Origin of the sequence: Bradyrhizobium sp. CCBAU 51765 (assembly GCF_015291725.1) — a bacterium.
GTDB lineage: Bacteria > Pseudomonadota > Alphaproteobacteria > Rhizobiales > Xanthobacteraceae > Bradyrhizobium > Bradyrhizobium liaoningense.
Genome location: NZ_CP030038.1, coordinates 2,744,359 through 2,761,703 on the forward strand (window position 1 = coordinate 2,744,359; position 17,345 = coordinate 2,761,703).

The following is a 17,345-nucleotide window of genomic DNA, read 5'->3' on the forward strand; positions in this document are numbered from 1 at the left end:
GGCGAAGCACTTGCGAAGTCGCCCATGCCGGGCTTTAAGTTTGCTCTTGCGGGAAATTCGGCGGCCATAAGCCGATGTAAGGAGCGCTATCATGCCCACCAAGCCTCAATTGCCGGTGCGTTCGTCGCGAGGGACTGGAGGGCCGACCGCGCTCGATGGTCTGCTGGTCGTCGATTTCACGCGCGTGGTCGCCGGCCCGGCCTGTACCCAGACGCTCGCCGATTATGGCGCCCACGTCATCAAGATCGAAAATCCCGACGGCGGCGACGACACGCGCGCCTATGAGCATGCCGAGATTGGCGGCGAAAGCGCCGCCTATCTCAGCCTGAACCGCAACAAGCGCGGCATTGCGCTCGACCTTGCCGTGCCGGAGGCCCGAGAGATCGCGCTGGATCTGATCCGCAAGGCAGATGTGGTCGTGGAGAACTTCTCGAGCGGGGTGATGAAGAAGTTCGGGCTCCACTATGAGTCGGTCGCGCCGCTCAACCCGCGGCTGGTCTATTGCTCGATCTCCGCCTATGGACGCACCGGTCCGTTTGCTTCGCGGCCCGGCTTCGATCCCATCACCCAGGCGGAAAGCGGCTTCATGTCGCTCAACGGATTTGCCGACGGCCCGGCGGTCCGTACCGGCCCGCCCATCGTCGACATGGCGACGGGGATGTCCGCCTGCAACGCGATCCTGATGGCGCTGCTGGCGCGGGACCGGCTCGGCCGCGGCCAGCATGTCGAAGTCGCCCTGTTCGACGTTGCAATGGGGATGACCGGCTTCTATGGCATGGCCTATCTCATCAACGGCGAAAACCCGGGCCGGTTCGGCAATTCGCCGAGCGGGTCTCCCACCGTCGGCGTCTACGAGGCCTCAGACGGGCCGCTCTACATGGCTTGCGCCAACGACCGGCTCTACCGCCGGCTCGTGGTGGAGGTCCTGAACCGACCCGATCTCATCACCGATCCGCAGTTTGCCACGCGCAAGGCGCGTTCGGAAAACAAGGAGCTCTTGCGGGCAGCCATTGCAGAGGTCTTTGCAAGCGATAGGCTCGAGAATTGGATGGCGAAGATGAAGCTGGCCAATATTCCGGTCGGCTACCTCCGCACGGTCGAGGAGGGGTTCAATGCGCCCGAGGCGCGCGAGCGCCATCGCTTGAACCGGATTCCGCACCCGACAGCGGAATGGGTGCCAAACATCGAGCCACCGATCGCCATGGGCATGACCGGCGCGATCGATCCCGTTGCGGCACCTCTGTTGGGCCAGCATACGAAGCAGGTCCTGCATGACACGCTCGGTTACGACGAACGTCGCATCGCCCAATTTGCCGAGAAGGGCGCCTTTGGCTCGGCCAAGCCTCTGACGCCAGGTTGAGGACGTGGCCTCGGCTTGATTTAGCGAAGGTCTCGCCGCATAAATGTGTGAAAGCGAGGGACACGAATGGCGCTCGGTCAGGAGCCGCGCATGACTCAGCCCACCGGACAGCAAGACGGCGGAGAAGTCTATGGGGCAATGATTGCGAAGGCTCGGGCGCTCCTGCCGCGACTACGCGAGCGTGCCGCGCGGACGGAGGAGCTGCGGCGTCTTCCGCCGGAGACCGAAAAGGATCTTCATGACACCGGCCTGTTCCGGATGCTCCAACCGGCCCGGGTCGGCGGCGCCGAGCTCGACTATGTCGCTCTCGTCGATTGCGCCGAGCTGCTCGGGCAGGCGGATGCGTCGGTAGCCTGGAATCTCGCCAACCTGGCGAGCCATCATTGGATGCTCGGCATGTTCGGGCAGAAGGCGCAGGATCTGGTCTGGGGCCGTGATCCGGACGCGCTAATCGCATCCTCGTTCATTTTTCCCGCCGGACGCGCCACGCGGGTCGAGGGCGGATACCGGCTGCACGGCAGCTGGCCGTTCTCTTCGGGCGTTGCCTCCTGCGAATGGAATATGCTGGCAAGCGTGGTCTACTCCGACGACGAGGCGGATGGCATCGAGTATCGAATCTTTTTGCTGCCGAAGGGCGATTACACGGTGCTGGACACCTGGAATGTCGCAGGATTGCGCGGGACGGGATCTTGCGACGTCGAAGTCCGGGACGCTTTCGTGGCCGACTACATGACGGTCGCTGTCGGTGACCTCTCAGGTGGCCCGACACCGGGAAGCAAGGTCAATCCGAATCCGCTGTATGCGTTACCCGTGTTCTCGCTCTTCCCATACGTTCTCTCCGGCGTCGCGCTGGGGAATGCACAGGCATGCCTCGACGATTACACAGAGGTCGCGCGTCATCGCATTTCAACCTACAATCGTGCCAAGCTGAGCGATTTTCAAAGCACGCAGATCAAGATCGCGGAGGCATCGGCGAAGATCGACGCCGCACGCCTGATCATGCGGTCGGCCTGCCTCGATGCCATGACGGACGCTCGGCGCGGCCATATCCCTGACATGGCGACGAAGACCAGATACCGGCGCGACGGATCTTTCTCAGTGAACTTGTGCACGGATTCGGTTTCGATGCTGTTTGCCGCGAGTGGCGCGCGTGGTCTGTTCACAAGCGGCATGTTGCAGCGGCAGTTCCGCGATGCGCACGCGATCAACTCGCATCTCGCGTTCAACTTCGATGCGGCCGGGACCAATTATGGGCGAGTGGCGCTCGGCCTGCCGTCCGAGAATCTGACGCTGTGAGGCCGGCCGATGAATGATCTGCCGAAGCAGCCCCGCGCTCCCGATCCCGCCAACGAGTTTGCTAGCGACAACTCGCAGATCGATCCTCGCGACTTTCGCAACGCGCTTGGAACCTATGCAACGGGGGTAACGATCATCACGGCGGCAGCGCCTGACGGCAAGCCCTACGGACTGACGTGCAATTCGTTCGCCTCGGTCTCTCTGAACCCGCCGCTGGTTCTGTGGAGCCTCGTCGTCTATTCCTCGAGCCTGACCATCTTCCAGAACGCCAGCCATTTCACCGTCAATGTGCTTGGTGCTTCGCAACAGGCGCTTGCGAACAAATTCGCAAAATCATCGGACGACAAGTTCACCGGCGTGGACTGGGCGCCGGGCCTCGGCAACGCGCCGGTACTCACCGAGAGCGTCGCCAACTTTCAATGCCGCTCCGTGAATCGCTACTATGGCGGCGACCACGTGATCTTTCTCGGCGCGGTCGAGGCCTACACCTACAATGCGAAGGAGCCGCTACTCTTCGCACGGGGGGCGTTCGGCCGCTTCATGGCTGACGATGAACGCAAGAAGGCGCGGTAACGCGCTTCAGGTCGCCTAGACAGCCTGGTGTTTCGGCGCCGATAGCTTGTAGATTTCCAACGCGTCCGCGTCCGCACCTCGCGCGGCCTTCGCCAGCCTGAAAAGTTGCCCGGCAAGGGTGGCCATCGGCACTGGCGTCGACGTCGCCTGTGCGACATCGGCGACCGTATCGAGGTCCTTGAGCATCGTGGCGATGTGACCGAGCGGCGGGTTGTGAATGCCCTGGACCATCCGCGGCACGAACAGCTGGAGCGGGATGGAATCCGCAAAGCCGCCGGCGAGCGCTTCGGGCAACCGGTTGGCATCGATTCCGGCATTCACGGCAAGACGCGTCGCTTCCGCGAGGACGGCCATGGCGCATCCGACGATCACCTGGTTACACAGCTTCGTGGTCTGGCCGGCTCCGATCGGGCCCATGCGAGTGAACCTGCGCGCCATGGCCAGCACATAGGGCCGCACCCTCTCGATGTCGCCAGCTTCCCCGCCCGCCATGATCGCGAGCGTGCCTTCCTCGGCGCCCTTCGTGCCCCCGGACACGGGCGCATCGATCCAGCCCGCGCCATTCGCGCCTTTCAGTCGCGCTGCGAGATCGCGCGCAGCGTCGGGATGTATGGACGAGAAGTCGACGACAAGCTTGCCCGAGCCGGGTGCCGCTGCCAGACCTTCGGGCCCGAAGATCACCTCCTCGACCGCGGCCGCATCGGTCACGCACATGAAGATGATATCCGAGTTCACCAGGAGATCACGAGGCGTGACCGCGCGCTTGGCGCCGGCGTCGGCGAGCGGCGCCACCTTGCCTTCCGAGCGGTTCCAGACAGCGACCTGATAGCCGGCCTCGAGCAGGCGTCGGGTCATCGGCGTGCCCATGAGCCCAAGCCCGAGATAGCCGAGCCTCTCGGTGCCTTGCGGGTTTGCCTTGCTCTCATCAGCCATAGGTTGCCTCCTTCTGTCGCAATGCGACGGCCCCTTTACCATACATTGTGCATCCGACGTCAAAACCGCCCGGCCTGCATGGCTTGCCTGATTGTTTGAACCATGAAACATTTGAGGCGGTCGGGTTGGGGGCGCCTGTCGGCGCCGGAGCAGCGGAGTGGGTACGATGCGAACCGTTTCGAAATGGATCCTGGCTTTGGGGGCGGCAGCAGCCGTGAGCGCGGCGGCAAGCCCGTCATGGGGGCAGCAGACGATCCGCGTGGGCTGGACGATCCCGGCCGAGGAATCCAAGTACTGGATGATGCGCAGGCCGGCCGAGTTTCCCAGTATCGGCAAGACCTACAACATCGAATGGACCCAATTCCAGGGCACCGCCCCGATGACGCAGGCATTGGCGGCCGGCGCGCTGGACTGCGCGACGCAGGCGCCACTGTCGCTCTCCAATGGCGTGGTCGGCGGCAATCTCAAGGCCTATATCGTCGCGCAACACGTCTTCGAAAAGCCTGGCGGTTTCTCGGTCTATTGGGCCGTCAAGGATGACTCGCCCATCAAGACAATCGCCGATCTCAAGGGCAAAACGGTCGGCATTTCCGTGATCGGTGGCGGCACGCAAGGGCCATTCAACCTGCTCTTGAAGCAGAATGGCGTCGATCCGGCCAAGGACATCAAGCTGGTCGAGGTCGGCTTTGCAGTTTCCGAGGACGCGCTGCGTCAGGGCCGCGTCGATGCGGTCAACATGAACCAGCCGTTTGCCGCACGCGCGGAGGCCAAGGGCGGCACAAGGAAGCTGTTCTCGCTGTCCCAGGCCATGCCGAACATCGTGCACATCCTGGAAGCCTGCCGTGCCGATTTCGTCGACAAGAATCCGGAGCTGGTCAAAGCCTATGTCCGCGACATCACGTCAGGCATGAAGAAGGCGCTGGCGAACCGCGAAGAGACCCTGAAGGTCGTATCGGAGGTGCTGAAGGCGCCCGTTCCGGTGCTCGAGACCTATCTGCTCAAGGACAATGATTTCGGTCGCGATCCGGGCGCAGCACCAAACTTCCCCGCGATCCAGAAGATGCTGGATATCTATGCAGAGACAGGAATGCTGCCCAAGTTGGATGTCGCGCAGTTCAAGCATCCGACGATCGTCGCTCCGCTGGAATAGAAGCGGGCGAACGATCGTGCGTGAGACCGCAGCGTTCCGGATCATCCGGGACGCTGAATGAAGAAGATGCACATATGAAGAAGTTGCGATCACGCGTCACCACTGACGGGCTCGACCGAGCCCCGCATCGTGCATTCATGCGCGCCATGGGGCTGGACGACGCTGCGATCGCCAAACCGATGGTAGGCATCGTCAGCATGAAGGGCGAGCAGACGCCCTGCAACATGACCCACGATTTCCAGGTCGCCGCGGCCAAGACAGGCATCGAGGAAGCCGGCGGCACACCGCGCGAATTCTCGACCGTGTCGGTCTCCGACGGCATCAGCATGAACCACGAGGGGATGAAGTTTTCCCTGTTCTCGCGGGAGCTGATCGCCGATTCGATCGAAGCCGTCGTGCATGGGCTGGCCTACGATGCGCTGATCGGATATGGCGGATGCGACAAGACGCTTCCCGGCGTGATGATGGGTATGGTTCGCTGCAACGTGCCGTCCATTTTCATCTATGGCGGCAGCTCGCTGCCGGGCCGCGTGGACGGTCGAACGTTGACGGTGCTGGACTCCTATGAGGCCGTCGGCAGCTTCATGACCGGCGAGATCGACGGCGCTACGCTCGAGCGGATCGAGCGCGCGTGCTTGCCGACGATCGGCGCGTGCGCCGGCCAGTTCACCGCGAATACCATGGGAATGGTGTCGGAGGCGATGGGCCTGACCATTCCAAACGTCTCGATGGTGCCCGGTGTCTACGCCGAGCGTGCGCAGATCTCGCGGCGTGCCGGACGGCTAATCATGGAGATGCTGGAGCGTGGTGGACCGCTGCCGCGCGATATCGTGACGCGCAAATCCCTGGAGAACGGCGCGGCGATCGTGGCCGCGACGGGCGGCTCGACCAACGCCGCGTTGCACCTTCCTGCCATCGCGAACGAGGCCGGCATTGCATTCGCGATCGACGATGTGGGCGAGGTATTTGCCAGGACGCCGCTGATCGGAAATCTGCGGCCAGGGGGCAAATACACGGCGAAAGATGTCTACGACATCGGCGGCGCGGCGGTGGTGATCCGCGAGCTGATCCAGAGCGGGCATATCGATGGCAGCTGCATCACCATCACGGGCCGAACGCTTGCCGAAGAATATGGTGCGGCTAATGCTCCCGATGGCGAGGTCGTTTACGCGTCTCGTGCGCCTATCATGCCAGATGGAGGCGTTGCAGTTCTGAAGGGCAACCTCTGTCCGGACGGTGCGGTGATCAAGGTTGCCGGTTTGAAGAGCCAGTTCTTCGAGGGCGTCGCGCGCGTTTTCGAGGATGAGGAAGCCTGCGTCAAAGCGGTTCGCGACCGCAGCTACAAGGCGGGCGAGGTTCTCGTGATCCGCAACGAAGGGCCGGTCGGCGGGCCCGGCATGCGTGAGATGCTCGGCGTCACCGCGCTGATCTACGGACAGGGCATGGGCGAAAAAGTCGCCCTGATCACCGACGGGCGGTTCTCGGGGGCGACCCGCGGCATGTGCATCGGCTACGTGTCTCCCGAGGCGTTTGTTGGCGGCCCATTGGCGCTTGTTCGCGACGGCGACAGGATCCGGATCGATGCCGCAAATCGGCGGATGGATGTGCTGCTCGACGAGCAGGAGTTCACCGCGCGGCGGCGCGATTGGAAGCAACGCCCGCCGCGTCACCGTGCAGGTGCGCTCGCAAAATATGCGCGGCTGGTCGGCCAAGCGCCGGGCGGGGCCGTTACGCATGAAGGCCCGGCAGAATGGCCGTGGTTCGAATGACGCACCGCACGTGTGCGAAGGCGACGGCCTGTCTGGCAGGTTTCTTGCTAAGCTCGTGCTGCTGAATGTTCGCGCGAGTGAGACGAGATACGGGATGACGGTAGTGGCTGCGAGATCGAGCGAATGGATGAGACCGGTGACATCACAAGAGCCGGCTTCCGCAATCATCGAGATCGATCGCGTCTCGCAGGTCTTTCAGACCTCGGCGCGCAAGGATCATTTGGCGCTGTCGGACATCTCGCTGACAATCGAGGAGGGCGCCTTCGTCTCAATCCTTGGTCCGTCCGGCTGCGGCAAGTCGACACTGCTCTATATCGTCGGCGGCTTTGTCAGCCCGACCAGCGGCATGGCGAAGATCAAGGGACATGCGATTACCGGGCCTGGTCCGGATCGCGGACCGGTGTTCCAGGAATTTGCCTTGTTTCCCTGGAAGACAGTGCTGGGAAATGTGATGTATGGCCCACGGCAGCAAGGTGTGCGCGCCGCCGAGGCCGAAGCGCAGAGCCGGGCCCTGATCGAGATGGTCGGTCTCAAAGGCTTTGAGAGTTTCTACCCCAAGGAATTGTCCGGCGGCATGAAGCAACGCGTGGCGCTGGCGCGCACACTCGCCTACCATCCGGAAGTTCTGCTGATGGACGAGCCGTTCGGCGCGCTCGACGCGCATACCAGGACTCGCCTGCAGAACGATCTTCTGACCATCTGGGAGCGCGACCGCAAGACGGTGCTGTTCGTCACTCATTCGGTCGATGAGGCCGTCTTCCTCTCGGACAAGGTTGTCATGATGTCGAAATCTCCGGGCCGCATCCGGCAGGTCATCGACATTGATCTGCCGCGGCCGCGTCGCCGCAACGAGCTGTTGCTCGATCCCCGCTATCAGAAGTACGTCGTAGATATCGAGCGCATGTTCGATGAGAGCGACGAAGCCGGGCCTGTCTCATGATGACGCCAGCTGCGTTGACCAAACGGGCTGCTCCGGTGCTGGCCTGCATCGGATTGCTGGCGGTGTGGCAGGTTGCCTCGCTGGCGCTGAAGAACGACAGCTTCCCGACGGCGATTGAGGCGGTCCGGGCAATTCCGGACATTCTCGGCGACAAGGAATCCCTGCTCAACATCCTCGCTTCGCTTCGCCGCATGGCGATCGGGTTTGGTGTGGCCGTGCTGGTTTCGATTCCACTGGGCCTGTTGATGGGACGCAGCCGGAGCATCGCGGCCTTCTTCAATCCGCTCTTGATGGTGATTTATCCGGTGCCGAAGGCCGCCTTGATGCCGATTATCATGCTTTGGCTGGGCGTTGGCGACGTCACCAAAACATTGGTGATCTTTCTGGGCGTCAGCCTCCCCGTGATCTACCACAGCTTCGAGGGTGCCAAGGCGGTTGAGGAGAAGATGCTGTGGTCAGGGGCTGCGATGGGGCTTTCGCCGGCACAACGCCTGGTGCGGATCGTGCTGCCCGCGGCGCTGCCGGAAATCCTGACCGGGTGCCGCACAGGATTGGTGCTGGCGCTGATCACGATGATCACAAGTGAGATGATTGCCCGTCAATCTGGCGCTGGCAATATCCTGTTCAATGCGCTCGACATGGGCCAATACGACACCGTCTTTGCGATGATCATCATCGTGGGGGCGATGGGAATTTTCCTCGACGCGCTTTTCGAAAGGGCTCGTGCCAGACTTGTGCGTTGGTCCGAGCCGCAGTTCGACATGCCGCTGAGCTTCTCATGATGTCGCGCTTTTTCTCCCCAAACGTCTTTCTTGGGATTGCCCCGATCGTGCTGGTGATCGCGGTATGGCAGGGCCTGGTGTCATTCGGCTTTGCGCCCGCGGTCTTGTTGCCGCCGCCGGGGTTCGTCTTCGGCCGGCTGCTTCAGCAACTCGTGACGTTCGCGTTTCAGCAGGAGATCGCGGCAACGCTGATCCGGTTGTTTGCGGGGTTCGCGATTGCGGTCGTGCTAGGCGTGAGCATCGGTATCGCGGCTGCCGCCAACCCCGCGATCAACGCCGTGGTCCGTCCTATCGTCCGCGTATTGGCGCCGTTGCCCAAGGTTGCCCTCTATCCGGCGCTCCTGCTCCTGCTCGGGTTCGGCCACGGATCGAAGATCACGTTGGTCGCCGCGGACGCCTTGTTTCCCATTCTGCTCTCCACCTATTACGGTGCATCGACCGTCGAGCAGAAGCTGATCTGGTCGGCCATGGCGGCCGGAACGCCGCGCTATGAAATCCTCTTCAAAGTAGTGCTGCCGGCCGCGATGCCGTCGATCCTGACGGGATGCCGGATCGGCCTTGTCATTTCCTGCATCGTGGTGTTTCTGGCCGAGATGATCACGTCGACGGATGGATTGGGGCACGCGCTGGTGACGGCGGCCCGAACCTTCCAGGCCGTCGATATGTTCGTGCCCCTGATCACGATCTCGCTGCTGGGGCTGATCCTAAACGGCCTGCTGGGAGCGCTGCGGTCCTACTTGCTCCGGGGCTTCCCTGAAGCGTAACAAACAAGAACTCTGAAGACCGGGAGAGAACCATGCTGGCCGATCGCATCGAGGCAAAATGGATTGACGCATTCTGCGAGATATTCGAGCGATGCGCCGTCAAGGCCGGCGATACTGCGGCGATCCTCTCGGAAACCCAGTCGCGTGCGTTGAACGTGCATCTGGCGGAGCTTGCGCTGCTGCGGATGGGAGCGCGGCCGTTTCATGTGGTGATGCCGACGCCGCGTAACCGGAATATCGTTCCAGTTCGTTCGACCGGAGCGAGCGAGGCGATTCAGCGCCTTGGACCGGTCATCAGCGCACTGCAGCAGGCCGGTTTCGTGGTGGATTGCACCATCGAGGGTCTGATGCACGCGGTGGAGACGCCTGAGATACTCAAAGCCGGCGCGCGGATCCTGGTGATCTCCAACGAGCATCCCGAGGCGCTGGAACGGATGGTGCCGGATCCCGCGCTCGAGAAGCGTGTTCGCGCCGCGGCGAAGATGCTACGCGGGACCAAGCGGATGCGGGTGACGTCGAAGGCCGGAACGGCGCTCGACATCGACATGGTCGGCGCCTCCACGGTCGGTGTGTGGGGCTGGACCGACAAACCCGGAACGCTGGCGCATTGGCCGGGCGGCATTGTCGTCAGTTTCCCCAAGAGCGGCAGCATCAACGGTACGCTGGTGATGGCGCCCGGCGACATCAATCTCACTTTCAAGCGCTACCTGACGTCTCCTGTGAAGATGACGTTGAAGGACGACTATGTCGTCGAGCTGGAAGGCGAGGGCACGGATGCTGCGATGATGCGTGCCTATCTCGCCGCCTGGGGCGATCGCGAAGCCTACGCCGTGTCGCATGTCGGCTTCGGTATGAATCCGGGCGCGCGCTATGAGGCTCTGTCGATGTACGACCAGCGCGACACCAACGGCACCGAGATTCGGGCCGTCTCCGGCAATTTCCTGTTCTCGACCGGAGCGAATGAATTCGCAGGGCGCTACACGGCAGGACATTTCGACCTGCCGATGATGGGGACGACGATCGAGCTCGACGGCGTTGCGGTGGTCCGGGAGGGCGTGCTCCAGGACGTCTTCGGCTAGTTGCGGTCGAGCACCGGGGGGCGCGCCAGTCCGAAATGCCGGAGCAGGTCTACCATGGCCTGGAGCCGCTTCGCGCGATAGGCGTCGATGTCGAGCTCGGAATAATCGAGAAAACCAGCGCCCGTGCGTAGGCCGATCCGGCCTTCATGCATGTTGCGTGAAATGACGTCCGGCGCGCGATAGCGCTCGCTGCCGAGGGCGCCTTCGAGATAGCGGCTTGCATAGTACAGGATGTCGCCGCCGCCCCAGTCGATGAATTCGAGCAGCCCGAGCACGGCATAGCGGAAGCCGAAGCCATAGCGGATCGCCTTGTCGATCTCTTCGGCGCTTGCAACACCTTCTTCAACCATGCGAGCGGCCTCGTTCATCGCCAGGGCCTGGATGCGCGGGACGATGAAGCCAGGCGTCGCCGCACAGACCACGGGCACCTTGCCGATGCCTTCGAGCAGTGCCTTGACCTCTTCGATGATGGCGGGGTCGGTGGCCTTGCCGGGAGAAACTTCGACCAGCGGGATCAGGTAGGCCGGATTGAGCCAATGTACGTTGAGAAAGCGACGAGGGTTCACGATTGCGCCGGAAAGATCGTCGACGAGAATGGTCGATGTCGTGGATGCGATGATCGTGTCCGGGCCGACTTGCCTCGAGGCGGCCGCCAGCACCTCCCGCTTGAGCTCGACCACCTCGGGAACGCCCTCGAACACCATGCCGGCCTCAGAGAGCGCTGGACCGCTTTCGCCGGCCGCAACCACCGAGACCCGCGCGATGAGAGGCTCGACATCTGCTTCGCTCAGCAGCCCCAGCTTCGACAGGCTGGCGAAAGTCTTGCTGACTTCACCGAGCGCGTCCGTTTCCAGCCTGGTGAAATCCTCCGCGGAACGCGCCTTGATATCGATCATCGTGACCCTGTGCCCCGCATAGGCGAAGGCAACGGCGATGCCCCGGCCCATGCGGCCAGCGCCGAGACAGGCGATATTGATGCGATTGGTCATCGATCAGAATCCATTGCGAAGCAGCGTCTGCAATTCAGCCTTCCTGAGATTGCCGAGCCCCAGCGTTTCGAGCGTTCGGCCACCTTGCGCAAAATCCTCGCCGCAGACCGCGCCACCTATCGACAGGAACGCTTTGGCGAGCGGCGTGGCCACACCAGCCAGATCGGCTATGGACACCAGCAGCGACAGCCCGAGCCGCAGATCCTCGCGCATGTAGCGGTGCTCGCTCAGCACGATCCGTTCACGCCAGTCACCGGAATCGGTCAGACGGTCGTGCGAGCCGCGGCCGTACATCCAGATCTCGCCTTCTTTCGCGTAGTGATGAGCTAGCGGGAAATGCGGTGCGCCGTAGCCGAGCGCCTCCCGCACCGCGATCCGCTCGGCGTCGAGCGCGTCGGTGACCCGCCGGATCGCGGCTTGCGTGCCTTCCTTGTGAATGTCCCAACGTTCGAAATGTTCGATCGGGCCGGCGTTCATCACGATCAGCGGCGGATGGATGATGGGTCCTGCATTCATGAGCGCTCCGGACAGCGCGTCTCCACACGGCTCGATCACGCCCGGGAAAGCGCGTCCGATGACATCGAGTGCGTGGGGCGCCTGGTCGAGCGGGAACACACCGACTGGCAATCGCTTGGCGCGGATGGTGATCGCGACCTCGAATGGTCCGTGCTTACGGGTCAGCCACGGCAGCGTGCCGGTCTCAGCAAAGCTTGCCTTGGCGTGGTTGCCGGCATCCCGCGCCGCCTGGGCGAAGATCATCGAGCCGAATGTCGCCGGCGGCAGAAACACGACGTGGCCGTCCCGCAGATGCGGGGCGAGCAGGCGGGCGATATCCGGCTGTGCGAAGGCAGGGGCGGGGCACAGGATCAGCTCCGTGCCGTTGACGGCTTCGGCGATGTCGGTCGTGACCAGCGCGAGCTTCACGTCGTGGCGGCCGTTGTGATCCTTGACCAGGATGCGCGCGCCCGCGGTACGATGTGCCGCGACCTGATCGGCATCGCGGCGCCAAAGCCGCACCTCATGTCCCGACAGTGCAAAATCGCCCGCGGCCGCGAAAGAGCCGTTCCCCCCACCCAGAACCGCAATCTTCAAGATGCTTCTCCTTGCGCGCGCGACTGCGTATCAAGCTGCTTCAGCAGGAAATGCTGGACCTTGCCGAGCGCCGTCCGCGGCAGATCGGTGACGAAGACGATCTCGCGCGGAACCTTGTAGCGCGCGAGTTGCGCCTGAAGATGCGTCCTCAATTCGTCGGCCTCGAGCCGGCAACCGGATCTCGCAATGACATAGGCGATGGGCACCTCGTCCCAGCGCGGATCGGGCCGGCCGATCACGGCGCATTCGCTGACATCAGGATGTTCGAGCAGGACGCGCTCGACCTCGGCCGGGTAGACGTTTTCTCCGCCTGAAATGATCATGTTCTTCTTGCGGTCGCGAACCCAGAAATAGCCGTCAGCATCGCACAGGCCGATATCGCCGGTGCGATACCAGCCGTCATGCAAGGCATCGCGCGTTGCGGCCTCGTTGCCCCAATATTCAAGGAACACGTTGGGCCCGCGCACCGCGATCTCGCCCGGCGTGCCCGCCGGCATCTCATTGCCAGCCTGATCGATCACTTTGGCTTCACAGCACAGGCCGGCAAGGCCGGTCGATCCCACGCGCGAAAGATCGCCGCCGAGCCTCGTGTAGATTGCGATCGGGCATGTCTCGGTCGAGCCGTAGACCTGAAGCACCGGGACATCGCGCGCGACAAAGCGCTCGATCAGGTGTGGAGGCACGATGGTCGAGCCTGTTGCGACGGCCTTGAGCGACGAAAGATCGGCGGTCGCCCAGGCGGGATGCTCGCTCACCGCCTGGATGATCGCAGGCACCAGCACCGTGAGCGTCGGCCGTTCCTGTTCGACGGCCGCAAGCGCGGTATCCGGCGTAAAGCGCGCGTGGATCGTGACCGTCGCGCCCAGCTGGAGCGCCGGCGTCGTCTGGATGTTGAGGCCGCCGACGTGGAAGAACGGCAGCACGGTCAGCACGTGGTCGTCGGACGTCATGTTGTGCATGTGCTGGCTCATGACGCCGTTCCAGAACAGCGCCTCCTGGCGCAGCACTGCGCCTTTCGGCCGCCCGGTCGTTCCCGACGTGTAGACGATGAGCAGCGGACACGAGAGATCGGTGTGCGGGTTTCGGCTGGTGCCGTCGCTCCTGGCCAGCAGGTCTTCGAATGTTGTGCCGCCGGGCGGCGCGAAATCGAGGCCCACGACGGCAGTCCCCGGCGCGGACTGCGCGAGCGTGGAAAGAAGTCCCTCAAAGCCTTGCTCAAGCACGAGAGCCTTGGCGCCGGCATCGCTGAGAATGAACAGCTGCTCGGCGATAGCCAGCCGCCAGTTCAGTGGGACCAGGATAGCCCCGAGCCGCGCGCACGCGTAGAGCAGCACCAGATAATCGGGCCGGTTCAGGCTCAGAATCGCGACGCGGTCGCCGCGGCCGACGCCAAGCTCCTGCTTCAAGGCGGTTGCGGTCCGTTCGATGCGCGCGGCGAATGCCGCATAGCTCAGCCGCGTCCCTTCGAAGGAAATAGCCGTCTTGTCTGGAGCGAACGCCGCGTTGCGGTCTATCAGGCTACAGAGGTCCACCGTCAGTCGTCCGTTTCACCGGCCTCGTACAGTGCTTCGCGTCCGATCCGATCGAGGCAGAGCTCGGCGGTCCAGGGCAGCATCAGCGAGCCGCAGCGGCTGTCGCGATAGATCCGCTCGAGCGGCAGCGACCTGAGCATGGCCTGACCGCCGCAGGTGCGGATCGCGAGCGCGGCGAGCTCATTGGCCCCTTCCATCACCGAATATTGCGCGGCATAGGCCCGGAGCACCTGCTCCTTGCTCGGATTGGCGCAGGCTTCGGTGACGGCCTGGAACCAGATCCCCTTGATCTGCTCCAGCTTGATCTGCATCTGCGCGACCGCGATCTGCTTGGTCGGGTACATCCGCCGCTTGACCGGCGGCATGCCCGGCACCTCGCCGCGAAGGTAGCGCACGGTGAAGTCATAGGCGGCTTGTGCGAGGCCCATATAGGTCGGCGACAGCGTCAGGAACATGTGCGGCCAGCGCATCGCAGCCTGGAAATAGACGCCACGCGGCATCAGCGCAGAATCCTCCGGCACGAAAACGTCCCTGAACAGAAGCGTCCGCGAGACCGTGCCCCGCATGCCGAGCGGATCCCAGTCGCCGACGACCGAGACGCCTTGCGACTTTGCGGGGATGGCGAGGTAAAGCGTGTTGCGGCGCGAGGCCTTCTCGCCTTCTTCGATCTCGGTGCAAAGCACGCCGTAATAGTCGGCGTGGCCGGAGAGCGAGGCAAAGATCTTCTTGCCGTTGACGATCCAGCCCCCCGCAACCGGCTTCGCTTCCGTGCCAAACGCGACACCGCCGGCCGCCGCCGCACCACCTTCGGAGAAGGGTTGCGAATAGATCGCGCCCTCCTCGACGATGCGCCTGTAGTGGACCGCGCGCCGCCGCTCATGCTCCGCGCGCGTTTCTGCATCCATGTCGAGATCGTCGGCGAGGGGCCCCGACCACAGAGTCGAGCAGACATGCATGTTCCAGGTGAGCGCGGTCGCGCCGCAATAGCGGCCGATCTCGGCGGCGGCCAAGGCATAGGTTTGGTAGTTCGCGCCAAGTCCGCCGTGCTTCTTGGGGACGGCGATGCCGAGCAGCCCGACGCGATGCAGGTCGCGATAGTTTTCGGTCGGGAAGATCGCCTCGCGATCATAGGTGGCGGCGCGACCGGCAAAGACGCTCTGGCCGATCTCGCGGGCGCGCGCAATGATGCCGGCTTGATCCTCGCTCAGGCGGAAGGCAACAGGATCGAAGATCGGCGCGTCCAGCGCGACCTTGTTGGTCGTGCCAATAGTCTTGCTGACTTGCATGGTCATCGCGCAGTTACCTTAGGCTTTGGTCGCGAGTGAGTTCAGAAACCGGCCGAGAGCTTCGTCAAAGGCGGCGGGGCGTTCGAGATTGGCGAGATGGCCCACGCCGGGGAGCTCGACATATGCGGCGCCAGGGATATAGGTCGCGGTCTTTGCCATCATCGGGGCGGGCGCATTATTGTCCTTGGAACCGGACAGCAGCAGCGTGGGGACGGAGATACCCCCAAGCGTGCTGCGCTGATCGAAGCCGATGAGAGCCAGCATCATGGCGCGATAGCTTGCCTCGGGCACGCTTCCCATGCATTCGCGCGCCAGCTCCATCCCGTTCGGATCGGGATCATCGCCAACCAGCTCCCTCACCAGCATTGGCGCCAGAGACTTCATGGTCTCCCCACGATCGAGCGGCCCGAGCCGTGCCGCGATGAATGATCTTTGCCAATCGCCGTCAGCCTTGCCGAAGGCAGGGCTGGTCTGCGCCAGCACGACCGCGCGTGCCAGTTTGGGGGACTGCACCAGCCACTTCTGGACGATCATGCCGCCGATGGAATGGCCGACCAGAATAGGCTTGGCCGCGCCAAGCTGCTCGATGAATTGCTGAAGTGCATCGGCCAGGGCAGCGATGCTGACGCTGGCGAGCGGCGCCGATCCGCCATAGCCCGGCATGTCCCATGCGATCGTGTGGAAGCGGTCGCCGAACGTGGCAAGTTGCTGCCGCCAGCCTCGCGCCGCGCCGCCAATGCCATGCAGGAAAATCAGGGGCATCCCACCCGGATCGCCCGCAGCTTCATAGGCGAAGCGTCCGTCCTTTGTTATCATTGGCGCAGGCTGCGACACGCGACATCCTTTTGCTTGGCCCGTTGATGCTAACAGGCCTGTAGGGGATGGGAAGAGATAATTTTATACTTAAAGCAATTTCCGGGCCGCTTCTGTGCGGCGGTGTTCGGGAGGCGGGCGCCGGCTTCGTTGCAAAAATTTCAAGGTTAAAATATATCGGAAGAACGATCACGAGATCCGAGGGGAGTCAGCGCATGTCCGGATTGCCGCACTTGCCGCACGCACTGGTGACCGGCGGCGGTCGCGGCATCGGCCGCGCGATCGCTGCTTCTCTCGTCGGCGCTGGCGCGACCGTGACCGTGCTTGGCCGGAACGCGGCGGTTCTCGAAGAGGCGGTCAATGCGGGTGCAGCGCACTTTGCGGCCGTCGCTGATGTGTCGAACGAAGCGTCCCTGAAAGCTGCCATTGCCGGAGCGAGTGCGCGCAAGCCGATCGACATCCTGATTGCCAATGCGGGCAGCGCTGAATCGGCGCCCTTCGCGAAATCGGATGCCGCCCTTTTTGCGCGCATGATGGAGGTCAATTTCATGGGCGTTGTGCATGCCGTCCAAGCTGTGCTGCCGGGCATGAAGGACCGCCCCTATGGCCGTATCGTCGCGGTCGCGTCGACGGCCGGGCTCAAGGGCTATGCCTATGTCAGCGCATATGCTGCTGCAAAGCACGCCGTAGTCGGTCTCGTGCGTTCGCTCGCCCTCGAGATGGCTGGAAGCAATGTGACCGTGAATGCGGTGTGTCCCGGCTTCACCGACACCGATCTCGTCGCAACCAGCATCGAGAACATCATGAAGAAGACGGGGCGGACGCGCGAGCAAGCCATCGCAGAACTCGCGAAACACAACCCGCAAGGACGCCTGATCACACCGCAGGAAGTGGCAAACGCGGTTCTCTGGCTGTGCGGTGAAGGCGCGAGCGCGATCACCGGGCAGGCGATTGCCGTGGCCGGGGGCGAGGTCTAGCGTGCCTGGT

16 protein-coding genes are annotated in these 17,345 nt (G+C 63.3%); 10 read left to right on the forward strand and 6 right to left on the reverse strand.

What is annotated here, in order from left to right; translation table 11 throughout:
• The first annotated feature begins 91 nt into the window (after positions 1–91).
• The 3 genes from XH96_RS13095 to XH96_RS13105 all read left to right on the forward strand — a co-directional run bounded on the left by XH96_RS13095 (position 92) and on the right by XH96_RS13105 (position 3,229).
• Entirely contained in the window at positions 92–1,360 is a 1,269-nt protein-coding gene (locus XH96_RS13095; protein WP_194392852.1) for a CaiB/BaiF CoA-transferase family protein, read from the forward strand.
• 66 nt (positions 1,361–1,426) lie between these two features.
• Entirely contained in the window at positions 1,427–2,656 is a 1,230-nt protein-coding gene (locus XH96_RS13100) for an acyl-CoA dehydrogenase family protein (protein WP_194392853.1), read from the forward strand.
• A gap of 9 nt (positions 2,657–2,665) precedes the next feature.
• Positions 2,666–3,229 (forward strand): flavin reductase family protein, encoded by a 564-nt coding sequence (locus XH96_RS13105; protein ID WP_194392854.1) that lies wholly within the window; start codon positions 2,666–2,668, stop codon positions 3,227–3,229.
• Between the two features lie 15 nt (positions 3,230–3,244).
• Here XH96_RS13105 and XH96_RS13110 read toward each other — a convergent pair whose 3' ends face one another.
• Positions 3,245–4,162, reverse strand: a complete 918-nt coding sequence (locus XH96_RS13110; protein WP_194392855.1) for an NAD(P)-dependent oxidoreductase — start codon at positions 4,160–4,162, stop codon at positions 3,245–3,247.
• Positions 4,163–4,328: 166 nt separating this feature from the next.
• On the opposite strand from XH96_RS13110, the gene XH96_RS13115 reads away from it, so the two are divergent.
• From XH96_RS13115 to XH96_RS13140, 6 genes are all read left to right on the forward strand, one after another.
• Entirely contained in the window at positions 4,329–5,312 is a 984-nt protein-coding gene (locus XH96_RS13115; protein ID WP_131870988.1) for an ABC transporter substrate-binding protein, read from the forward strand.
• Positions 5,313–5,386: 74 nt separating this feature from the next.
• Complete coding sequence (gene ilvD, locus XH96_RS13120) at positions 5,387–7,081, forward strand: dihydroxy-acid dehydratase (protein ID WP_194392856.1); 1,695 nt, start codon at positions 5,387–5,389, stop codon at positions 7,079–7,081.
• A gap of 94 nt (positions 7,082–7,175) precedes the next feature.
• Complete coding sequence (locus XH96_RS13125) at positions 7,176–8,021, forward strand: ABC transporter ATP-binding protein (protein WP_051393937.1); 846 nt, start codon at positions 7,176–7,178, stop codon at positions 8,019–8,021.
• Positions 8,018–8,803, forward strand: coding sequence for an ABC transporter permease (locus XH96_RS13130; protein WP_194392857.1), 786 nt, complete (start codon positions 8,018–8,020; stop codon positions 8,801–8,803). Before XH96_RS13125 ends, XH96_RS13130 begins: the two co-directional genes overlap by 4 nt.
• A complete protein-coding gene (locus XH96_RS13135; RefSeq protein ID WP_028180297.1) occupies positions 8,800–9,567 on the forward strand; it encodes an ABC transporter permease in 768 nt (255 codons plus the stop codon). Before XH96_RS13130 ends, XH96_RS13135 begins: the two co-directional genes overlap by 4 nt.
• A 32-nt stretch (positions 9,568–9,599) precedes the next feature.
• Positions 9,600–10,646, forward strand: a complete 1,047-nt coding sequence (locus XH96_RS13140; protein ID WP_194392858.1) for a peptidase M29 — start codon at positions 9,600–9,602, stop codon at positions 10,644–10,646.
• Here the strand turns inward: XH96_RS13140 and XH96_RS13145 are convergent.
• From XH96_RS13145 to XH96_RS13165, 5 genes are read right to left on the reverse strand one after another with little or no spacing between them, the layout of a single operon-like run.
• Complete coding sequence (locus XH96_RS13145) at positions 10,643–11,635, reverse strand: 3-hydroxybutyryl-CoA dehydrogenase (RefSeq protein ID WP_194392859.1); 993 nt, start codon at positions 11,633–11,635, stop codon at positions 10,643–10,645. The genes XH96_RS13140 and XH96_RS13145 overlap by 4 nt on opposite strands.
• Before the next feature lie 3 nt (positions 11,636–11,638).
• Entirely contained in the window at positions 11,639–12,727 is a 1,089-nt protein-coding gene (locus XH96_RS13150) for an NAD/NADP-dependent octopine/nopaline dehydrogenase family protein (protein ID WP_194392860.1), read from the reverse strand.
• On the reverse strand, positions 12,724–14,259 hold the full coding sequence (locus XH96_RS13155) for a class I adenylate-forming enzyme family protein (protein WP_194392861.1): 1,536 nt from the start codon (positions 14,257–14,259) through the stop codon (positions 12,724–12,726). Before XH96_RS13155 ends, XH96_RS13150 begins: the two co-directional genes overlap by 4 nt.
• 2 nt (positions 14,260–14,261) lie before the next feature.
• Positions 14,262–15,551 carry an acyl-CoA dehydrogenase family protein gene (locus XH96_RS13160; RefSeq protein ID WP_194392862.1) on the reverse strand — a complete coding sequence of 430 codons (1,290 nt, stop codon included), beginning with the start codon at positions 15,549–15,551 and terminating at the stop codon, positions 14,262–14,264.
• Positions 15,552–15,563: 12 nt separating this feature from the next.
• The gene (locus XH96_RS13165; protein WP_194392863.1) at positions 15,564–16,379 is read right to left on the reverse strand and encodes an alpha/beta fold hydrolase; all 816 of its coding nucleotides are present in this window, start codon (positions 16,377–16,379) and stop codon (positions 15,564–15,566) included.
• 194 nt (positions 16,380–16,573) lie between these two features.
• On the opposite strand from XH96_RS13165, the gene XH96_RS13170 reads away from it, so the two are divergent.
• Entirely contained in the window at positions 16,574–17,335 is a 762-nt protein-coding gene (locus tag XH96_RS13170) for an SDR family NAD(P)-dependent oxidoreductase (RefSeq protein ID WP_194392864.1), read from the forward strand.
• The last annotated feature ends 10 nt before the right edge of the window (positions 17,336–17,345 follow it).

Bases quoted from the DNA above. Each gene is read 5' to 3' on its own strand.
- XH96_RS13170 (WP_194392864.1), top strand. From the start codon at position 16,574: ATGTCCGGATTGCCGCACTTGCCGCACGCACTGGTGACCGGCGGCGGT.
- XH96_RS13095 (WP_194392852.1), top strand. From the start codon at position 92: ATGCCCACCAAGCCTCAATTGCCGGTGCGTTCGTCGCGAGGGACTGGA.
- XH96_RS13140 (WP_194392858.1), top strand. From the start codon at position 9,600: ATGCTGGCCGATCGCATCGAGGCAAAATGGATTGACGCATTCTGCGAG.
- XH96_RS13125 (WP_051393937.1), top strand. From the start codon at position 7,176: ATGACGGTAGTGGCTGCGAGATCGAGCGAATGGATGAGACCGGTGACA.
- XH96_RS13110 (WP_194392855.1), bottom strand. From the start codon at position 4,162: ATGGCTGATGAGAGCAAGGCAAACCCGCAAGGCACCGAGAGGCTCGGC.
- XH96_RS13115 (WP_131870988.1), top strand. From the start codon at position 4,329: ATGCGAACCGTTTCGAAATGGATCCTGGCTTTGGGGGCGGCAGCAGCC.
- XH96_RS13160 (WP_194392862.1), bottom strand. From the start codon at position 15,551: ATGACCATGCAAGTCAGCAAGACTATTGGCACGACCAACAAGGTCGCG.
- XH96_RS13100 (WP_194392853.1), top strand. From the start codon at position 1,427: ATGGCGCTCGGTCAGGAGCCGCGCATGACTCAGCCCACCGGACAGCAA.
- XH96_RS13145 (WP_194392859.1), bottom strand. From the start codon at position 11,635: ATGACCAATCGCATCAATATCGCCTGTCTCGGCGCTGGCCGCATGGGC.
- XH96_RS13105 (WP_194392854.1), top strand. From the start codon at position 2,666: ATGAATGATCTGCCGAAGCAGCCCCGCGCTCCCGATCCCGCCAACGAG.
- ilvD (WP_194392856.1), top strand. From the start codon at position 5,387: ATGAAGAAGTTGCGATCACGCGTCACCACTGACGGGCTCGACCGAGCC.
- XH96_RS13130 (WP_194392857.1), top strand. From the start codon at position 8,018: ATGATGACGCCAGCTGCGTTGACCAAACGGGCTGCTCCGGTGCTGGCC.
- XH96_RS13135 (WP_028180297.1), top strand. From the start codon at position 8,800: ATGATGTCGCGCTTTTTCTCCCCAAACGTCTTTCTTGGGATTGCCCCG.